We start from the raw sequence: 18,607 nt of genomic DNA on the forward strand, positions 1-18,607 counted from the left end.
GGATTAAAATGTAAAAAGAAAAAAACTTAGCACCTTAGCACCTCAGAATTTTAGAAGCTAAAAAATCTACAACACTCTCGAAACCGTTAATCCATCACGAATTGGCAGTAAAACCGTTTCTACTCTTGGATCATTTTTTAAGTGTAGATTATATTCTAAAAGCACTTTTGTACTCACATCATTAGGATGAACGGGTTCTAGTACTTTACCGCTCCATAAAACATTATCAGATAAAATAATACCGCCTTTGTTCATTTTTGGTACGATCATTTCCCAGTAATTAAGATAGTTTTCTTTATCAGCATCAATAAAAACTAAATCAAACTTTATATCCAAAGTGGGGATAATATCAATGGCTTCGCCTAAATGCTGAAAAATTTGGTTTCCCCACGGAGATGCATCAAAATATTTACGCTGAAAATCGATTAATTCTTCTTTAATATCAATGGTGTGTAATTGCCCGTTTTCCTGCATTCCTTCGCATAAGCATAAAGCGGCATAACCCGTGTAAGTTCCAATTTCAAGAATATTAACCGGGCGGATCAATTTAGAGAGCATACTCAAAACACGGCCTTGAAAGTGTCCGCTCAACATTCGTGGTAAAAGTATTTTCTGGTACGTTTCTTTATTGAGTTTCGCCAGTAATTCTGGTTCGTTTTCAGAATGTTGTTCGATATAATCTTCTAGATCTTGTGATATAAAATGCATCTTGTATTTGTTCTAATTTAAAGCAAAAATACAAAAAATATCTGCTTACTATTTTGCATAAAAAAACCATTCGTGTAAACGAATGGTTTCAGTATTAGTTTCGAGATAAAAATTATTTTTTCAAAGCTTCATTTACTTCTTTAGCTGTTTTTACAGTTCCGTCTTTAGCAGCTTTAGCAGCATTTTCTACTTTTTCAGCGCCTTTTTTAGTGGCATCTTTTACATCAGCAGCTGTTTTTTTAGCCGCAGTTTCAACATCGTCGGCAGCTTTTTTAGTAGCATCTTTTACATCTTCAGCTGCTTTTTCTGTTTTAGTAACAGCGCTGTCTTTTACTTCTTCAATATCTGTTGTTAAAGAGTCAACTTTGTTTCCAAGAGTTAATTCATCTTCTGCAGGTTTTGGCTCTTTCTTTTCACATGATTGTACTGCGAATGTTAATAATGCAATTACAGCTAAAGTTAAAATTTGTTTTTTCATAATAAATTGTCTTTTTAGGTTAAAAATTTTAAAACGTTATAAAGTGGAATAATAAAAATACAAATTTTAAAATGATTGCGCACTTTGTAAGATTATATTTTCTTTTGAGTGCAAGACAATTCTCGTGCCAAATTTTTAGATTTTGATCAGCCGATGCATTTTTTTTTAATGACAATTGGGACTTTAGTTTTTGTACAAACTAAAGTTTATAACAATATCATCTTTAACTTTTATAAGCCCGGCCATTTTTACCGGAGGTTCTAATTCAAGATCAGAGAACTTTAAAGAGAGTGTACCTTGAATTTTATCATCAACATTGTATAAAACAAAGTCTTTGTATTTTAGTGTTTTATTAGTAATGAGAAAGTTTAGATTGCATTTGTAATTTTTACCATTAGGTTTTATATCGGTAAGACAAACTGTACTGTTAGGGAATGTTTTAGCCTTAACAGTTCCTTGTAAATCTTTTGTCATTATTTTATTACCACAATCAAAGTTTGTCATTTTAATAGCAGTATTAAAAGTATTTTTCTTGTTTGAGTTTAAGTATACCGTATCTTTTATAGAAAAAGTATTAGAACAGTTATACTTGCCAACAGTTGATATTCCGGTAATTTCTATTTTAATTTTATTTATTACCAAAGTTGTATCGTCTGCTAAAAAAGTGGGTTTAGCACTTCCTAAGAAAAAGAAAATTACTAAACCCGGAATTAAAAAAATAAATCTATTAAGCATTTTTTTTATATTAGAATGCAATTACAGCTTCGAATACTAAACCTTCAAATTTACCGCCATAAAAGTTGTTTAGATTTCCAGTAGCGGGATCTCCTGTAAATTGTGAATAATCTTTATATTTTTGATTTACGTAGTTTAATTTAGCTAAAATGTTTTTAGTCATAAACCAGCCAGCACTTGCTTCAAATTTGTCTACGGTAACCTTTTTAGCATCAGCATTAGATAATTTTCCAGATACAGTATTGTATTTTCCTCCGATGTAGAATTGTTCAGTTCCTCCAAATCTGTAAATAAGCTCTGAAGCATATTGATTAGCTGTACGTTTGTCGTCAGTACCGGCTTTATCACCTCCTGAAGCTAATTCGATTGTTCCAAAGAATTCAAGTCCTTTATATTTTACAAAAGGATTAATCATGTATGTAGTAGCCCAATTTTTGAAATTAGGATTGAACGTTGCTTCTGGCGTAGATGTTTTGCTGAAACTAGTAGGAACATCAGTAGTAGTTGTAGAAATAACAGTACCATTTGCATCGGTCTTTGTAATAGTGTTTTTATAAGCGTTATTATTCAATATACCCCAATAACCAAATCCTGATCTATTAGCAGAATATATGTTTGCGTTACCAAGATTTGCATTATGGTAATAAGAACCAGTTATTCTTACTCTTAAATCTTGATTAAGCTGTTTGTCATAACCAAGTTTAGCTAAGATTGAAGGGCTGTGTGTTGTGTTTGCGTTTGGACCATTAGGATAAAAAACTTCTTCATTACTTTGATTTAAATTTCCATTTGTAACACCTAACATGCTTACCAATCCATTTCTGTTGTAATAAACCTCCATACCCATTTCTGTAGTAAAAGAATACATAATGTTGTTTCCAACAAATGCATTTCTGATTGTATTACCATTATCAGAACCTCTGAAGTGAGCATCACCAAAATTGTTCTCCATCTGTCCAATTTTAATTGTAGTATATTTCATTACATCAGCTAAAAAGTCTTTTTTGATGAAGTCTAACTTGTCAATTTGTAAGTATCCACCTTTTACATAAGAATCATTGTGGTGTCTTGAAGCTAAATAAACATCTAAATTTACTCTTACTCCATCAAACAATTGAGCACCAATATACATATCAGCAGCAGGAAGAGTAAAATTGTTTTCATTATTCATTAAGCGATATCCAGTAATTGATCTAACAGTAGTTCCGGTAGCTGTATTAGTCGTAGTTGTAGCACTAGCAGGTTGATTGTTGAATGAATTTGTTGCTTGGAAATCCATGTTAAAAGCACCACCAAGGTCAATACTAAGACCTTTAAATTCTCTAGTGTCTTTCTGTACGTCGAAAACATTGATACCATCTTTTCCTCTAGAAATTTGGTTTTGCATGTTTCCAAAACTAACTTGTGCATTAACAGCAAATGAGCCGACTAATGTTATTGTGAGGATATAAATTTTCTTCATGGCGTTTATAAATTAAAGTTTAAATTGAATTTTATTGTTAAATCTTGTCCCGTTTTAATGGTTCCGAGCATTGCAGTTGGAGATTTCATTCCAAAATCAGCAAAAGTGATTTTGTTCGATCCCTGCATGTTTAATCCATCTTTCGTAATAGTTGTTTTAACCGTAGTTTTATAAACTTTACTTACTCCCGCAATGGTATAAGTTCCAGTTAATTCCCAAGTGGTCTCATTTACTTTTTCTGCAGATTTTAAAACATATTTAATGTTTTTGTTTTTATCTGTCTTTAAAGTTGTATAAGCAACCTTGTCCATACTTTTTTTCTCACTTTTAATGCTCTCTGCTAATAGAGTTACAGACAACGCTTCAATATCTGTTAGTTTTGAATTGGTAATTGTTAAAGTTGCCGTTCCAGTCCCTGAACCTGATTTCATTTCCCAGTCATGAAGTGTTGAGGTTCCTGCAACAGAAAAACTTGATTTGGCGTCTAAAGTGTATGATTTTTGTGCTGTAGCAAATGTGGTAACTCCAAAGAGTGCAATTACAAATGCAAATAGTTTTATTTTGCTGATTTTCATTTTTTTTTGTCATGTTTTTATTATGAAAAATAAGTTAAATAATTGGCCTTTTCTATACTAGTACTAATAATGATGTTTTAACTTGTATCAAAGATCTCTTTATAAATCAGTATCAGACATGATAAAAATCATTGTTAAAATTTTATTAAATTGGTATTTAATAACTACAACGTTTTCATTTTTTGTATAATCAATATTATTATTAGGTAAGAATTTGAATTTTTATCAAATAGGCAGTTGTTAAGCTTTGATTTTTATAGCTTTTTAGGACGAATAATTATTTCTGTATGAGAAAAGTTTCTGATTTTTTTGTAGAAATTATTTCAGCTTAAAATAATGTTGAAAATCACAGTTAAATCTTTTCCCGTTTTTACAACTCCAAGAGCTGCCTTTGGGGGAGCCATTTCAAAATCGCCAAAAGTAATTTGGTTGGAGCCTTGCAGCATAAAAGTGCCGTTATTGGCGGTTATCTTTACTTGAGTTTGATATTCTTTGCTGACACCAGCAATGGTATAAATTCCTGTTAGAATCCAAGTTGTTTCGTTTATTTTTTCTGCAGATTTTAAAACATACTCAATGTTTTTGTTTTTTTCTGTATCTAAAGCTTCGTATGCCACTCTGTCCATACTGGTTTTGCTGCTTTTTAAGCTTTCGGCCAGTATCGAAATGGATAAACTGTTTATACCAGCCAGTTTAGATTCTTTAACCGTTAAATTGGCTATACCTGTTCCTTCTGTAGATCTCATTACCCAATCATGTACGGTAGAAGTTCCTGCGACTTCAAAAGTTGATTTTGCCTCTACTACTGAATAGTTTTTTTGTGCGCTTAATTGTAATGAGATTGTTGTAAAAATCACTGTAAATAAAATTGATTTAATTGTTTTCATTTTTGAGAATTTTAGGTTGATCTTTTAACTTAGAAAGCTTAAAACATTTGCAGTGGTTAAAGAGTTTAAAGCTTTCCTTGAATTTCTTAGGTCAAAATTATCAGGCATCCGCAAAAAATAGAATGATAAAAATCAGGGCAAAAGTGATATAAATTGTTATAGTAAATAATAGGGAGACTAATTGAACTTAATTATAGGTTTGAAACAAAATGTTTGTAATAGTAAGTGTTTGTTTCTTAGTGAATTATTTGTGTTTTTAAGAGAGATGTAAAACTCTTTTTATTTTAGAGGATTTTTTTGATTTAACTAAGAATGTGTTTAAAAATCAAAAAAAAGGACAAAAGTGATTAACTTTGCAGCATGCAAATGGAGAAAAAAGACATACGAGCCTTATCAAAAGAGCAATTACGAGATTTTTTTGTCGCAAATAATGACAAAGCTTTTCGCGGAAATCAAGTCTATGAATGGTTATGGAGCAAAGGAGCTCATAGTTTTGAAGATATGACAAATGTTGCTAAAGCAACACGATCTATGCTTGAAAATAATTTTGTAATCAACCACATTAAAGTAGATACAATGCAGCGCAGTACAGATGGTACTGTGAAAAATGCAGTTAGACTTCATGACGGACTTGTTGTTGAGTCTGTTTTGATTCCTACAGAAACTAGAACCACCGCCTGTGTATCCAGCCAAGTTGGTTGCAGTTTAGATTGTAATTTTTGTGCTACTGCTAGATTAAAGAGAATGCGAAATCTTGAGCCAGGAGAGATTTACGATCAAATTATGGCGATTGATAAAGAAAGTCGTTTGTATCACAATCATCCGCTTTCAAATATTGTTTTTATGGGAATGGGAGAGCCTTTAATGAACTATAATAATGTCATTAAAGCCATAGATATGGTTACATCGCCTGAAGGTTTAGGAATGTCTCCAAAACGTATTATGCTTTCGACATCTGGAATTCCAAAGATGATTAAAAAGATGGCAGACGATGAAGTGAAATTCAAATTAGCAGTTTCATTGCACTCAGCAATAGATGAAACCCGAGCTAAGATTATGCCTTTCAGTAAAAACTTTCCTTTAAAAGACTTGCGAGAAGCACTAGAATATTGGTACAGAAAGACAAAAAGTAAAATCTCGTATGAATATGTGGTTTGGAAAGGAATTAATGATGACAAAGCTTCTATTGATGCATTGGTTAAATTTTGCAAATATGTGCCTTGTAAAGTTAATTTAATAGAATATAACCCTATTGATGACGGTGAGTTTCAACAGGCTTCAGAAGAGTCAATTTTAGCTTATATTAAAGCTTTAGAAAACATTGGAGTTGTGGTAAAAGTTCGTCGCAGCCGCGGAAAAGATATTGATGCTGCCTGCGGTCAATTGGCAAACAAAGAAGGATAGAAATTATCTTGAAATATAAAAAAAGCATTAAAAACAAAAATAGTCTTGTTTTTAATGCTTTTTTTCTGGGCAAAAAGGATTCTTATTTTTTCAAATCGATTTCTTCCGTTACTCCATCTTTTGTTACTTTAGCAAGCGTATCACAGTCTCCGTTGCCATAATCAATAATTGCTTTTGCTTCATTTTTAGTTATTGATACAATACCTTTTACAGGGAATGGAGTTTTGCATGAAGCTTTAAATTCTAGAGGGGTTGTAATTTCTGCCGAAAATGTATCTCCATTTGGAAAAGTAGTTGTACCGCTTCCGGTTACTACATAAACATTATCTTCCCAATCAGACCAAGTTTTATAACCAGCAGTCATTTCTTTAATTAAAGTGCCTTTTCTGGTGTAAACACTTCCATCATCAAAAGTAATAGTCATATCTATTGCAGCTGTTGAAACCGGATGTGCTTCGGCAAGTAAATCTGTTGATTTTACAGATCGAACTATGCTTTTGCTTCCTTGAAGTTTTTTGCCATTGTGATAAAATCCATCAAAAGTATAACTAATGGTTTGAGTTGACGCTGAAAAATCATTAGAGAAAGAAATAACCATTTTTCCTTTCACCGTATTTCCGTTTTCCAGAGTACAGCCTTCTACACCAAAATCAACAGTAATTGTCCAGGTGTTATTAGTTAATGCCGTTGTAATAGTAGCACAGCTCGGAAGGAAATTTTTTACCGGTCCGCTTGGTTTTGCAGTTAAATTTTGCTGTGCAGTAAATTGATCTTCGGCAATAGCAGTTACATCTTCAATCGAGGCATCAATTTTAGAATTTGTAACTATTTCAGTATTTGTAATTGCGTCAGATGATCCGTCATTTGTTTTTTCATCAGAATTACAGCTGATAAAAAAAGATAAAGCGACTAATGTTCCAATAAATAAAAATTTTGTTTTCATAATAAATAGTTTTCTTGATTTTAATTAATGAATACAAATTAGGCTTTAACTAGAATGTGTTTTTGGTGTTTTTTTAGGCGGGTAGAGAAAAATGTTGATATACTAACATAAAATAGACAACGTTTTTTTATTTAAAATAGTATATTTGGAATCGAAATGAATATTACCTCACAAATAAAACTACCCATTTTTAACGAAATGGAACTTTTTGAAAAAAAGTTTCATGAATCGATGACTTCAAAGGTGGCGTTACTGAACAGAATTACGTATTACATTGTCAACCGCAAAGGTAAGCAAATGCGTCCAATGTTTGTGTTTTTAACCGCAAAAATGGTCTCTGGAGGTGTTGTAAACGAGAGAACGTATAGAGGAGCTTCGGTAATTGAATTAATTCACACGGCAACTTTGGTTCATGATGACGTTGTGGACGACAGTAATCGACGTCGCGGGTTTTTCTCGATCAATGCACTTTGGAAAAACAAAATTGCAGTTCTGGTTGGAGATTATTTACTTTCAAAAGGGTTATTGCTTTCTATTGATAACGGAGATTTTGATTTACTTCGAATTATCTCTGTTGCCGTTCGCGAAATGAGCGAAGGCGAATTACTTCAAATAGAAAAAGCCCGAAGACTTGATATTACTGAAGATGTTTATTACGAAATTATCCGAAAAAAGACTGCCACACTTATAGCAGCTTGTTGTGCGCTTGGTGCAAAATCAGTAATTGAAGATGATGTTCAAGTTGAGAATATGCGAAAATTTGGGGAGCTTATCGGAATGGCTTTTCAAATCAAAGACGACTTGTTTGATTATAGTGAAGAAGCAATAGGTAAACCAACGGGAATCGATATTAAAGAGCAAAAAATGACTTTGCCATTAATTCATGTTTTAAATACTTGTACTCCACAAGAAAAAAAGTGGTTGATAAACTCCATCAAAAACCACAACAAAGACAAAAAACGTGTAAAAGAAGTTATTGCCTTTGTAAAAAATAATAATGGTTTGGCTTACGCCGAAAATAAAATGGTGCAATTTCAGCAAGAAGCACTTTCACTTTTAGAGAATTACCCAGATTCTGATTTCAAAGCGGCACTTACTTTAATGGTAAATTACGTTATTGAAAGAAAAAAATAATTAGAAAATTAGAAAATTTGTTAATTAGATAATTGATTTACTTTGTTGTAAATCAGTTGTTTGTTTTGTGTGTATTGGAGTTTCTAATTTTTTTATTGATTTTTTTTCATGTCTGATGCAACCATTTCAAATCGACAATCGTCTATGCTAATAGAAGACTGTTTCTAAAACCAAAAACCGAAAGCTTATTAATGAAAATTATTCCGTTACATCAAGAAGAAAACGAAATCATAAAGTTGGCAGTCGAAAATAATCGGCAGGCACAACAACAGATTTACAGCAGGTTTTCTTCAAAAATGCTGAGCGTTTGCCGTCAATATATAAAAGATATTCAGCTGGCAGAAGATGTAATGATAACAGCTTTCATGAAAGTGTTTACCAATTTAAACAAATTTGAAAATAAAGGAAGTTTTGAAGGCTGGATTCGCAGAATTATGGTTAACGAATGCATTTCGTATTTAAGAGTTCAGAAAAAAGTGAAATTTGCCGAAGATGAATTTTTTGTTGAAGAAAGTTTCAACGCAATCGACAGCCAGTTTACCGTAGATCAGATTCAGTTTTTAATTGACGCTTTGCCTGATGGTTATAAAATGGTTTTCAATTTATATGCAATCGAAGGATACAAGCACAATGAAATTGCCAAGATGTTAGGAATTAATGAGGGAACATCAAAATCGCAGTTATCGCATGCTAGAAAAATGCTGCAAACACAAATTACTATTTTAAAAAAACAAGATAATGGCACCGAATAATTTTGAAAAGGATTTCCGTGACAAACTAAATCAACGCAAAATTGAGCCAAGTAATAAAGCTTGGGATCGATTGGATGCAATGTTAAGTGTAGCTGAAGAAGAGAAAACAACAGTTGTACCTCGCTCAAAAAATGATTCAAAAAGGAAATGGCTTTACATAGCTGCAAGCATCGCTGGTTTTTTACTAGTTGGAACTTTCTTTTTAAATCAAAAGGAAGATTTAATCAAAACTCCAAAAAATAATGTTGTAATAGAAGAGAATGTTGAGAAAGATACAATTGTTCAACCAGCTTTAAATGCAATAGATTCAGTAAAGCAGGAAGTTGTAGTTTCAGAAAAAGAATCTGTTGAGAAAAAGGAAACCTTAAAAAACAATCACTTGCAGATTTCGGGACAAAAATCAAATAAAAATAAATCAAATCAAATAGCGGAGTCTTCAATCATCATCAAAAACAATCAAGAAAAACAATCAAAAACAAATCAAACTGCAATTGCTGATACTACAAAAAAAGAGAGTGTAGATCAATTATTAGATTCGGCAGAAAAAACAATTATAGCAGAAAATTCGGCTAAGCCAAAATCAAAAGTAAAAGTAAATGCTGCTGATTTACTTAATCAGGTCGATGGCGAATTGGAGCTTTCCTTTAGAGAAAAGGTAGTGACAAAAGTCAACAAAAATTATCAATCGGTAAAAGTGGCTTTGGCAAACCGAAATCAAAAAGAGTAGAGAATTAAGAGTGTAGGAAAGAAGCAGGAATATAGATATAGATTTTTAGTTCCGAAGGAACGATTCATATTGTAGCGCCGGGTTTTAACCCGATGTTGGATATGGAATAAAGAAATTACCATTAATAATTCAAGAATTAAAGAATCATCATCAATCAACAATCAAATTAAAAAATCAATCATGAAAAATTTTACCATTTATCTAGTAGTTCTAATTTTCTTATTTGTCAGTAAAGTTTTTGGTCAGGAAACTTTCGAATCAAAAGCAAAGAAAATTGCAAATCAAATAGAAAAAGTTACCAAAGAGGAAAAAGAAAAACTGAAAGAAGAAGTTGAAGCTGTAAATGTACAATTGTCTGAAGGGAAAATTACACAAGAGCAGGCAGACAAACGTAAAAAAGAATTGGCAGAAGCCAGAGCCGTAATTATTGAAGAAAAAGTGACTTTGGCGCAGAATGAACTCAATGACTTGGTTCAGCAAAAAGTAGACGGAAAACTGAAAGAACAGGATTCAACAAGGAAAGGCAAGATTGTTATTTACTGGAATAAGAATGACTGGAATAATAAAAAAATCAAAGATTCGATTCGAGGCGAAAAAAGAACCACTTCACAATTTGTATTTGCTGCTGGTTTAAATAGCACAATGGTCGATGGTAAGCTTCAAGATTCAAATTATGATTTTATTGGGTCTCATTTTTACGAATGGGGTCTTACATTTAATTCGAGAATATTGAAAGACAATAATTTATTGCATGCAAAGTATGGGCTTTCGTTAATGTATAACAACCTTCGTCCGTCAGATAATCGCAGTTTTGTCGTAAATGGCGATCAAACAAATTTAGTTACAAATCCGATAAATTTAAAAGAATCTCGTTTTAGAAATGTGTATTTAGTAGCTCCTGTTCATTTAGAGTTCGATTTTTCAAAAGATGGTCATTCAGATGGAAAAACCTATTATAGAACGCATAAAGGCTTTCGCGCAGGATTTGGCGGATATGCTGGAATCAATGTAAAATCGAAACAGATTTTAAAATTTGAAGACAACGACTATAAAACAACACAAAAAACAAAAGGAGATTATAATGTAAATAATTTTATTTACGGACTGAGTTCTTACGTAGGTTACAAGGAAATAAGTTTGTACTTAAAATATGATTTGAATCCTTTATTTAAAAATAATACAGTTGACGAAAATAATGTTTCGTTAGGTATTCGTTTTGATTTTAATTAGTATAAAATTGAGTTTAGTTGAGAAGAAAAGCGTTTCGAAAGAAACGCTTTTTTTTGCTCGAAAATTCTAAAAATTCAAGTAGGATTTATGTACTTTTACAAGCTCTCATTTTTAAAAATAATTTAAGTTTTGATTTCACAAAATACAATAGATACTGTTTTTGAAACTGCTCGCGTTGAGGAGGTTATTGGTGATTTTGTCAATTTAAAACGTGCAGGAAGTAATTTCAAAGGTCTGAGTCCTTTCTCAGATGAGCGTTCTCCATCGTTTATGGTGTCGCCTGCAAAAGGAATCTGGAAAGATTTTAGTACAGGAAAAGGAGGGAATTCTGTAAAATTCCTAATGGAACATTCTCAGTTTACTTATCCAGAAGCCATTCGGTATTTAGCTAGAAAATATAATATTGAGATCGAAGAAACCGAACAGACAGATGCTGAAAAAGCGATGACAGATGTTCGTGAGAGTATGTATTTGGTTTCTGAATTTGCGGCTAAATATTTTCAAGATGTTTTAGTAAATTCTGAAGAAGGAAAAGCGATAGGACTTTCGTATTTTAAAGAAAGAGGTTTTACCAATGAAACCATTAAAAAATTCGATTTAGGATATTCTCCAGAAACTTGGGATGCTTTGACTAAAGAAGCATTAGGGAAAGGATATAAATTGGAATTCTTAGAAAGCACAGGTTTGACTATTGCGAGAGAAGATCGTCCTTTTGACCGATTCAAAGGGCGTGTAATGTTTCCAATTCAAAGTATGTCGGGTCGAGTTTTAGGTTTTGGAGGGCGTATTTTAACCAATGATAAAAAAGCCGCAAAATATCTAAATTCGCCAGAAAGTGATATTTACCATAAAAGTAAAGTGCTTTACGGAATTTATCATGCCAAACAATCTATAGCCAAACAAAATAACTGTTATTTAGTTGAAGGTTATACTGATGTCATCCAGTTTAGTCAGGCCGGAATTGAGAATGTTGTGGCTTCGTCTGGAACTGCTTTAACGCCAGACCAGATTCGATTGATTAATCGTCTGACTCGAAATATTACAGTGCTTTTTGATGGTGATGCTGCAGGTTTGCGTGCCTCTATTCGAGGAATCGATTTGATTCTGGAAGAAGGGATGAATGTAAGAGTTTGTTCTTTTCCTGATGGAGAAGATCCAGATAGTTTTGCGCGAAAAAATTCGCATGACGATTTAGTTGCCTATTTAGAAAATAATAGTAAAGACTTTATACAGTTTAAAGCTTCGATTTTGATGAACGAAGCTAAGAACGATCCAATTAAAAAAGCCGATTTGATTCGGGATATGGTTACCAGTATTTCTAAAATACCAGATCGTATTCAGCGTGAAGTTTATATTCAGGAATGCGCCAGAATTATGGAAATCTCAGAGCAGGTTTTGGTGAGTACTTTGGCACAGTTGATTCAAAAAGATTTGGCTGAAGTGGCTAAAAAGCAAAAACAGGAACAAAAACCTTTTGAAGTTTTTAGAAACCAACCTCCAAAAAATACAAGTTTTTCAGGAGGAGATCCAGAAGACCCAAGAACAGGACCGCCGGATGATTATTATCCAGGTGAACCAGGTTATCCTCAAGAGCAAGCAGAGAAAGTGGATATTTTATACGGTTTTGAAAGAAAAATTATTGAAATATTACTGCTTTACGGAAGTGTTCTAGAGGATTTTGAAGATGTATTTTTAAAAGCTGATGAAGAAGGTGTTGTAAAAGAAGTCAGTGAGAAGCGAAAATACAAAGTATATGAAAAAATCTATTTAAGCCTGCAGGAAGATGAGGTAGAACTTTCAAATGTATTGTTTCAAAATATTTTTGCGGGGTTAATTGATTTTTACAATCAAAATGAGACTTTTAGTTTAGATAAATATTTGATGCACTTACAGCCAGAATTTGCGCAGGAAGTAACCAATATTTTAATGGAAGATGAAAGATTAACCGTTCATAACTGGGAAGGACAGAATATTTTTCCAAAGCATAAAAATGAAACTATTGAACAAAATGTTTCTGATACGATATTTTCTTTGCGTTGGTATTTGGTTTCAAAAATCATTCATGATTTAAAAAACTCGCTCCTGACAGATCCGCAAGACGATAATTCAGAATTGTTGTCTATGGTTATAGATTATTCTAAATTATTAAATAATTTTTCTCGAAAATTAGGAAGAGTAGTAGTTCCTTATCATCAATAAAAATCAAAAAGCTCTATAATGTTAAACACTATAGAGCTTTTTTTTAGGTTTATGATTTTACCAAAGCAAAATCAGATGCCTGTAAATTAAATAATTTCTAAAGTCTTAGCTTTGTTTACTAAGTCAACTAAATTAGTAACATTCAATTTTGTCAATAATCTTAATTTGTAAGTACTGATCGTTTTTTCGTTCAGATTTAAGATTTTAGAGATTTCATTGTTTTTCTTACCATCACTTAAGTAACGTAAAACCTCGATTTCACGATTAGAAAGTTTTCTGTACAAACGTTCGCTTTTGCTTTGTTTAGCAATAAGTGCCATGTTTTTACGTACAGTTTCGTTGATAATAATTTTTCCTTCGTGTACTTTAATAATAGAAAGACCTAAAGTTTCAAGTTTTTCTGTTTTGTGTACATACCCAGATACTCCAGCTTTAATAGCATTTGGAGCATACATTTGCTCAGCTAAGTCACTGAAAATTACAATTTTTGTTTTTGGGAAATTTTTCAAGATTGATTTCACTTCGAAGATGCTAGAAAGACCTTCTAACTCTAAATCTAGAATTAAAATGTCAATTTCCTTCGTCTGAAGGATATCTCTAACCATTGAAAAATTGCCTACATTGGCAACAATTGAAATTTGATCGTGGTCTTTAAAATAAGACTTAACGCCAAAGTGAGTCACAGGATGATTGTCTGCAAGACATACTTTAATCATAATTTTTACCTTTTTTAGAATTGTTCATGTTTTTGGAACTGTAAAATTAATAAATAAATTCTGTAATTAATTGCAGATGAATGTTAAAAGTTTTATTTTAACGTTTTTGGTATCAAACAAACGGGTATTGCATCCATTTTGTGCTTGTTGCTGGTGTTTAATCTTTTATAAATTTCAAAGACAGATTTTTCTCTCCCGGTAAAGTTATCTGGCGTATTTCCTGACTCCGCGGCTAACATTGCCCATTCAAGTTCGTCATAACTGGCTCCTAATTGATCTTCATCGGTTCTATTATCTCCAAAAAGACCATCTGTTGGCGCTGCAGTTAAAATTGATTCAGGAATTGTTAAAAATTCTCCCAAAGCATATACATCCGATTTCATTAAGTCGGCAATTGGACTCAAATCGACACCTCCGTCACCATATTTTGTGTAAAATCCTACACCAAAATCTTCTACTTTGTTTCCAGTTCCTGCAACCAGTAATCCATGAATTCCGGCTAAATAATATAAAGAAGTCATTCGTAAACGAGCACGTGTATTGGCAAATGATAAATTTACTTTTGCTTGATCATCAGTTTCTGGTACTGCAGCTTTAAAAGCTTCAAAAACAGCTGTCAAATCAGTTTCTACACTCGAAACATTTGCAAAACGTTTTTTTAATTGTGTAATATGTTCTCTCCCTCTAGAAACTTGGCTTTCAGCTTGATGAATTGGCATTTCGACACATAAAACATGCAAACCGGTCTGTGCGCACAATGTAGAAGTAACGGCAGAGTCGACTCCGCCCGAAATTCCAATAACAAAACCATTTACTTTTGCATTCTCAGCATAATTTTTTAACCATTCTACAATATGTTTGTTTACTTTTTCTGTTTGAATAGTGCTTTTTTTAGCCATAATAGTTTAAGTTTTAAAATACAGGGATGTATATTTGCACAAATATTTTTGAGTAAGCGATTATTTAAATTTATGCAACACAAATCTAATTAAAATAAAATGAAAATATATCGCTTTGCAGTGGTTCTGTGCGTGTTTTTTTTGTCTTGCAGCCAGAAAACAAAGGTTGAAAAAGAAGTCGAAGAAATTCCAATTGATATTAAAGTAGAACGTTTTGATAAGGCGTTTTTTGAAACTAAACCAGAAGATCTGGAAAAAGTAAAAAAACAGTATCCTTTCTTTTTTCCAGCTGGTAATGATGATTCAGTTTGGTTGAAGAAAATGCAGGAACCAATTTGGCGTGAAGTTTATGAAGAAGTGCAAAAAAAATACGCCAATTTTGAGCCGGTTCGTCAGGAATTTAATTCACTTTTTCAACATGTGAAATATTATTTTCCTAAAACAAAAACGCCAAAAGTAATTACTGTTATTGGAGAAATGGATTATAATGCAAAAGCAATTTATGCAGATAGTTTGGTTATTGTTGCGTTAGAACTGTATTTAGGAAAAGAGCATAAATTCTATGAATTTCCAAATTATTTAAAATACAATTTTGAGGAAAAACAAATTATGCCGGATGTCGTTTCGAGTTTTGCTTATCGAAACATTCCTGCATATCCTGATAAGAATTTAGTTTCTCAAATGATTTTTGAAGGGAAACAATTGTATGCAAAAGATTTGTTACTGCCAGAATATACAGATGCTGAAAAAATTGGCTATTCGCCAGAGCAGGTTAAATGGTGCGAAGAAAATGAAGCCTATATGTGGCGTTATTTTTTAGAAAAAGAAATGTTGTACAGTACAGATCCTAAATTAACAACACGCTTTATTGCGCCGGCTCCGTTTTCAAAATTTTATTTAGAAATAGATAACGATTCCCCAGGGAGAGTGGGAGCGTGGATTGGCTGGCAGATCGTTCGTTCTTATATGAAGAACAATAATGTACAGCTGTCGGAATTATTAAAAGTGAATGCAAAAGAAATTTTTGAAAAGTCAAAATATAAACCTAAGAAATAATGTCAAATACAATAAACTCAGAGATTAAATTCAATATAGAATTAGATGAAAATCGTGTTCCAGAAAAATTAACGTGGAGCGCGCAAGACGGCGGTGTTCAGGCTGAAGAAGCAAAAGCGATAATGTTGTCTATTTGGGATAGTAAAGCCAAAGAAACCATGCGTATCGATTTGTGGACAAAAGATATGCCTGTTGATGAAATGAAAATTTTCTTTCATCAAACATTAGTAGCAATGGCGGATACTTTTAAGCGTGCAACAGATGATGAAAAAATGTCGGACACGATGAAAGATTTTTGTGATTACTTTGCAGAAAAACTGGAACTTACTAAGTAGTTAAAATTCCAATATTATAAATCCCAAATTCCAAGCTTAAAATTGGAATTTGGGATTTTTTTTGCCTGTTTTTATTTTACAGATCTTTTTTTCAAATCTTTAAAAATTCGTTTTAATGCTCCAGTCATTAAGTTGTCTGAATTTTTATAAAGTGTTATGTTGTCTATAAGTTTATCGGACTTTTCGGTTTCCCACATCGATTTTGTATTTCCTTTATTGGTAATGCCTACTACTTTTTGGGAGTAAATAATTTGTTTTAAATTTAAATCATATATCTCTAAAGTCACCGAAGCTTCATTTCTTTGCGTGGAGTATTCGTCCTGATAAAGTTCTATCGAAGATAAGTCGCTTCTGTCTTTTTTAGTAGAAATATTGATAAAGAAATCAAAACCAGTTCCGTCTTTTAGTTCTTTTAGTTTTACACTATTAGGATTTAAATTAATTTTTCTGGTTACGAGCAATCCATTAACGTCATGAATATAAAAAACGCGATCACCTAAGTTTTTTTTAAAGAATTCTAAAGATTCTTCGGTTAACTTATCTTTAGCATTTTTTGGACAATCTAATTCGTTTAAAAACCATTTTCCAGAAGAGAAATCAACTCCGGTTCTTTGTCCGGTGGTAAATATATAATGAGATGATTGGCAAGAGAATAAAATAAAAAAAGAAACAAAACAAAGCGTGAAATTAACTGATCGAAAATTACTCATGGATTATATTTGGTTTACTTCAAATATAAACTAAAAAATATTTTTTTAAGATTTTTCTTTAAAATAAAAATCCCAAATTCCAATTGTAAAACCTGGAATTTGGGATTTTTTATATGTAAACCTTTTTGTCTTCTTGAGCGAAGTCGAAGGAATGGAATTTAGAATTTTTTAATTGGAATTTAAAACCCTGAATTGTTTTTAAAAACCTCCTGATTTACTTCGTCGATGTAAGTTAAAAGTTCTTCTTTTCCGATCGATTCTGTAGATGAGGTTACAAAGTAATGCGGCATTTCGGCCCAGTTGTTGGCGTACATTTGTTTTTTGTATGCCGCAACATGAGAGTCGATTTTTACTTTACTGATCTTATCTGCTTTGGTGAAAATAATGCAAAATGGTATTTCGCTTTCACCCATATACGACATAAATTCAATATCGATTTTTTGAGCTTCATGGCGAATGTCAATCAAAACAAAGGCGCAGACTAGTTGTTCTCTGTTTTCAAAGTAGTCAGTAATAAATTGTTGAAAAACAGATTTTGTTTTTTTAGAAACCTTAGCATATCCGTATCCAGGTAAATCGACTAAAAACCAATTATTGTTGATCTTAAAGTGATTTATTAATTGTGTTTTTCCTGGTCTTCCAGATGTTTTTGCTAAATTTTTATGATTGGTAATCATGTTGATCAAAGAGGATTTACCAACGTTTGATCGGCCTATAAAAGCGTATTCCGGCAGAAATTCGGCCGGGCATTTTGAAGCATCAGAATTACTGATAATAAATTCGGCGGTATTAATTTTCATGTTTTTTGTTTTAAAACCTTCTTAAATTCGAAAGTTAGATGCTATAGATTCTTTGCAACAAGCCATTCTTCAAGAATTTTATTGAATTCCTGAGGGTGTTCCATCATAGCAGCGTGTCCGCATTTGTCTATCCAATACAAAGTTGAATTAGGCAATAAGTTGTCAAATTCTTCAGCAACATTAGGTGGTGTTACAGCGTCATTTTTACCCCAGATGATACAGGTTTCAACTGTCATTTTAGGTAAATCTTTGGCCATATTATGGCGAATTGCACTCTTAGCAATCGTTAATGTTTTAATTAATTTTATGCGGTCATTAACAGTTGCGTAAACTTCATCTATTAATTCTGGTGTCGCAATTTTTGGGTCATAAAATACATCTTCAGCTTTCTTTTTGATATATTCGTAATCACCTCTTTTAGGGTAGCTGTCGCCCATGGCGCTTTCGTAAAGTCCAGAACTTCCTGTAATTACAAGTCCGGCTACTTTTTCGGGATATAGTTTGGTGTGGTAAAGTGCAATGTGTCCTCCAAGTGAATTTCCCAGTAAAATAACTTGGTCAAAACCCTTGAAATTAATAAAGTCTTTTACGTATTTGGCAAAGCTTTTTACGTTTGTTTTTAAAATACTCTGCGTGTATATTGGCAAATCTGGGATTACAACTTTGTATCCTTTCGTTGGAAAATATTCCGCTACAGCATCAAAGTTACTAAGGCCTCCCATTAACCCGTGTAAAATAACGATAGGAGTTCCCTCTCCAGCTTCATAATAGCTGTATTTGCCTTCTTTTTTGTAGTTTTTGTCCATCTAATCTAATGCCAATTTCATTTGGGACAAATATAGGGTTAAATAAATAAA

The 18,607-nt window shown here is 32.4% G+C and carries 20 protein-coding genes; 8 read left to right on the forward strand and 12 right to left on the reverse strand.

Translation table 11 applies throughout. The features are described from left to right. Positions 1-66 precede the first annotated feature (66 nt). From ACHRVL_RS20895 to ACHRVL_RS20920, 6 genes are all read right to left on the reverse strand, one after another. On the reverse strand, positions 67-708 hold the full coding sequence (locus ACHRVL_RS20895; RefSeq protein WP_089058226.1) for an O-methyltransferase: 642 nt from the start codon (positions 706-708) through the stop codon (positions 67-69). Between the two features lie 112 nt (positions 709-820). Continuing rightward, positions 821-1,186, reverse strand: a complete 366-nt coding sequence (locus tag ACHRVL_RS20900) for a hypothetical protein (RefSeq protein ID WP_395415275.1) — start codon at positions 1,184-1,186, stop codon at positions 821-823. Positions 1,187-1,369: 183 nt separating this feature from the next. Continuing rightward, complete coding sequence (locus ACHRVL_RS20905; RefSeq protein WP_395415276.1) at positions 1,370-1,921, reverse strand: hypothetical protein; 552 nt, start codon at positions 1,919-1,921, stop codon at positions 1,370-1,372. A 10-nt stretch (positions 1,922-1,931) separates the two neighbouring features. Continuing rightward, on the reverse strand, positions 1,932-3,383 hold the full coding sequence (locus ACHRVL_RS20910; protein WP_395415277.1) for a hypothetical protein: 1,452 nt from the start codon (positions 3,381-3,383) through the stop codon (positions 1,932-1,934). A gap of 5 nt (positions 3,384-3,388) precedes the next feature. Beyond that, the gene (locus ACHRVL_RS20915) at positions 3,389-3,958 is read right to left on the reverse strand and encodes a YceI family protein (RefSeq protein WP_395415278.1); all 570 of its coding nucleotides are present in this window, start codon (positions 3,956-3,958) and stop codon (positions 3,389-3,391) included. Positions 3,959-4,281: 323 nt separating this feature from the next. After that, a complete protein-coding gene (locus ACHRVL_RS20920; RefSeq protein WP_395415279.1) occupies positions 4,282-4,845 on the reverse strand; it encodes a YceI family protein in 564 nt (187 codons plus the stop codon). Between the two features lie 360 nt (positions 4,846-5,205). On the opposite strand from ACHRVL_RS20920, the gene rlmN reads away from it, so the two are divergent. After that, a complete protein-coding gene (gene rlmN, locus ACHRVL_RS20925) occupies positions 5,206-6,249 on the forward strand; it encodes a 23S rRNA (adenine(2503)-C(2))-methyltransferase RlmN (RefSeq protein ID WP_395415280.1) in 1,044 nt (347 codons plus the stop codon). Positions 6,250-6,331: 82 nt separating this feature from the next. On the opposite strand, the gene ACHRVL_RS20930 is transcribed toward rlmN, so the two are convergent. Continuing rightward, the gene (locus tag ACHRVL_RS20930; protein ID WP_395415281.1) at positions 6,332-7,192 is read right to left on the reverse strand and encodes a hypothetical protein; all 861 of its coding nucleotides are present in this window, start codon (positions 7,190-7,192) and stop codon (positions 6,332-6,334) included. 156 nt (positions 7,193-7,348) lie between these two features. Between ACHRVL_RS20930 and ACHRVL_RS20935 the strand changes: the two genes are divergently transcribed. The 5 genes from ACHRVL_RS20935 (at position 7,349) to dnaG (ending at position 13,234) form a co-directional block, all read left to right on the forward strand. Then, positions 7,349-8,326, forward strand: a complete 978-nt coding sequence (locus ACHRVL_RS20935) for a polyprenyl synthetase family protein (protein ID WP_129023821.1) — start codon at positions 7,349-7,351, stop codon at positions 8,324-8,326. Between the two features lie 191 nt (positions 8,327-8,517). Next, positions 8,518-9,078 carry an RNA polymerase sigma factor gene (locus tag ACHRVL_RS20940; RefSeq protein ID WP_089054928.1) on the forward strand — a complete coding sequence of 187 codons (561 nt, stop codon included), beginning with the start codon at positions 8,518-8,520 and terminating at the stop codon, positions 9,076-9,078. Beyond that, positions 9,065-9,805, forward strand: a complete 741-nt coding sequence (locus tag ACHRVL_RS20945; protein ID WP_395415282.1) for a hypothetical protein — start codon at positions 9,065-9,067, stop codon at positions 9,803-9,805. Before ACHRVL_RS20940 ends, ACHRVL_RS20945 begins: the two co-directional genes overlap by 14 nt. Before the next feature lie 180 nt (positions 9,806-9,985). Beyond that, a complete protein-coding gene (locus tag ACHRVL_RS20950) occupies positions 9,986-11,035 on the forward strand; it encodes a hypothetical protein (RefSeq protein ID WP_395415283.1) in 1,050 nt (349 codons plus the stop codon). A 129-nt stretch (positions 11,036-11,164) separates the two neighbouring features. Continuing rightward, on the forward strand, positions 11,165-13,234 hold the full coding sequence (gene dnaG / locus ACHRVL_RS20955; protein ID WP_395415284.1) for a DNA primase: 2,070 nt from the start codon (positions 11,165-11,167) through the stop codon (positions 13,232-13,234). Positions 13,235-13,320: 86 nt separating this feature from the next. On the opposite strand, the gene ACHRVL_RS20960 is transcribed toward dnaG, so the two are convergent. Beyond that, the gene (locus ACHRVL_RS20960) at positions 13,321-13,950 is read right to left on the reverse strand and encodes a response regulator transcription factor (protein ID WP_026730588.1); all 630 of its coding nucleotides are present in this window, start codon (positions 13,948-13,950) and stop codon (positions 13,321-13,323) included. Positions 13,951-14,042: 92 nt separating this feature from the next. Further along, positions 14,043-14,849, reverse strand: coding sequence for an NAD(+) synthase (gene nadE, locus ACHRVL_RS20965; protein ID WP_395415285.1), 807 nt, complete (start codon positions 14,847-14,849; stop codon positions 14,043-14,045). Between the two features lie 99 nt (positions 14,850-14,948). On the opposite strand from nadE, the gene gldB reads away from it, so the two are divergent. After that, positions 14,949-15,905, forward strand: coding sequence for a gliding motility lipoprotein GldB (gene gldB / locus ACHRVL_RS20970; RefSeq protein ID WP_129023815.1), 957 nt, complete (start codon positions 14,949-14,951; stop codon positions 15,903-15,905). Then, positions 15,905-16,240 (forward strand): gliding motility protein GldC, encoded by a 336-nt coding sequence (gene gldC, locus ACHRVL_RS20975; protein ID WP_155102616.1) that lies wholly within the window; start codon positions 15,905-15,907, stop codon positions 16,238-16,240. Before gldB ends, gldC begins: the two co-directional genes overlap by 1 nt. A gap of 71 nt (positions 16,241-16,311) precedes the next feature. Here the strand turns inward: gldC and ACHRVL_RS20980 are convergent, their stop codons facing one another. The 3 genes from ACHRVL_RS20980 to ACHRVL_RS20990 all read right to left on the reverse strand — a co-directional run bounded on the left by ACHRVL_RS20980 (position 16,312) and on the right by ACHRVL_RS20990 (position 18,556). After that, positions 16,312-16,950, reverse strand: a complete 639-nt coding sequence (locus ACHRVL_RS20980; RefSeq protein ID WP_395415286.1) for a hypothetical protein — start codon at positions 16,948-16,950, stop codon at positions 16,312-16,314. Between the two features lie 179 nt (positions 16,951-17,129). Beyond that, positions 17,130-17,750 (reverse strand): ribosome biogenesis GTP-binding protein YihA/YsxC, encoded by a 621-nt coding sequence (gene yihA, locus ACHRVL_RS20985; protein WP_089054922.1) that lies wholly within the window; start codon positions 17,748-17,750, stop codon positions 17,130-17,132. Between the two features lie 41 nt (positions 17,751-17,791). Continuing rightward, positions 17,792-18,556: an alpha/beta fold hydrolase gene (locus ACHRVL_RS20990; protein WP_089054921.1), complete on the reverse strand. Its 765-nt coding sequence runs from the start codon at positions 18,554-18,556 to the stop codon at positions 17,792-17,794. Positions 18,557-18,607 lie beyond the last annotated feature (51 nt).

It is taken from the genome of Flavobacterium sp. FlaQc-28, from assembly GCF_044007415.1.
Classification (GTDB): Bacteria; Bacteroidota; Bacteroidia; order Flavobacteriales; family Flavobacteriaceae; genus Flavobacterium.

Bases quoted from the DNA above. Each gene is read 5' to 3' on its own strand.
- gldC (WP_155102616.1), top strand. From the start codon at position 15,905: ATGTCAAATACAATAAACTCAGAGATTAAATTCAATATAGAATTAGAT.
- ACHRVL_RS20935 (WP_129023821.1), top strand. From the start codon at position 7,349: ATGAATATTACCTCACAAATAAAACTACCCATTTTTAACGAAATGGAA.
- ACHRVL_RS20990 (WP_089054921.1), bottom strand. From the start codon at position 18,556: ATGGACAAAAACTACAAAAAAGAAGGCAAATACAGCTATTATGAAGCT.
- ACHRVL_RS20905 (WP_395415276.1), bottom strand. From the start codon at position 1,921: ATGCTTAATAGATTTATTTTTTTAATTCCGGGTTTAGTAATTTTCTTT.
- nadE (WP_395415285.1), bottom strand. From the start codon at position 14,849: ATGGCTAAAAAAAGCACTATTCAAACAGAAAAAGTAAACAAACATATT.
- ACHRVL_RS20900 (WP_395415275.1), bottom strand. From the start codon at position 1,186: ATGAAAAAACAAATTTTAACTTTAGCTGTAATTGCATTATTAACATTC.
- ACHRVL_RS20920 (WP_395415279.1), bottom strand. From the start codon at position 4,845: ATGAAAACAATTAAATCAATTTTATTTACAGTGATTTTTACAACAATC.
- ACHRVL_RS20910 (WP_395415277.1), bottom strand. From the start codon at position 3,383: ATGAAGAAAATTTATATCCTCACAATAACATTAGTCGGCTCATTTGCT.
- ACHRVL_RS20945 (WP_395415282.1), top strand. From the start codon at position 9,065: ATGGCACCGAATAATTTTGAAAAGGATTTCCGTGACAAACTAAATCAA.
- ACHRVL_RS20915 (WP_395415278.1), bottom strand. From the start codon at position 3,958: ATGAAAATCAGCAAAATAAAACTATTTGCATTTGTAATTGCACTCTTT.
- ACHRVL_RS20940 (WP_089054928.1), top strand. From the start codon at position 8,518: ATGAAAATTATTCCGTTACATCAAGAAGAAAACGAAATCATAAAGTTG.
- ACHRVL_RS20960 (WP_026730588.1), bottom strand. From the start codon at position 13,950: ATGATTAAAGTATGTCTTGCAGACAATCATCCTGTGACTCACTTTGGC.
- rlmN (WP_395415280.1), top strand. From the start codon at position 5,206: ATGCAAATGGAGAAAAAAGACATACGAGCCTTATCAAAAGAGCAATTA.
- yihA (WP_089054922.1), bottom strand. From the start codon at position 17,750: ATGAAAATTAATACCGCCGAATTTATTATCAGTAATTCTGATGCTTCA.
- ACHRVL_RS20980 (WP_395415286.1), bottom strand. From the start codon at position 16,950: ATGAGTAATTTTCGATCAGTTAATTTCACGCTTTGTTTTGTTTCTTTT.
- ACHRVL_RS20950 (WP_395415283.1), top strand. From the start codon at position 9,986: ATGAAAAATTTTACCATTTATCTAGTAGTTCTAATTTTCTTATTTGTC.
- ACHRVL_RS20930 (WP_395415281.1), bottom strand. From the start codon at position 7,192: ATGAAAACAAAATTTTTATTTATTGGAACATTAGTCGCTTTATCTTTT.
- ACHRVL_RS20895 (WP_089058226.1), bottom strand. From the start codon at position 708: ATGCATTTTATATCACAAGATCTAGAAGATTATATCGAACAACATTCT.
- gldB (WP_129023815.1), top strand. From the start codon at position 14,949: ATGAAAATATATCGCTTTGCAGTGGTTCTGTGCGTGTTTTTTTTGTCT.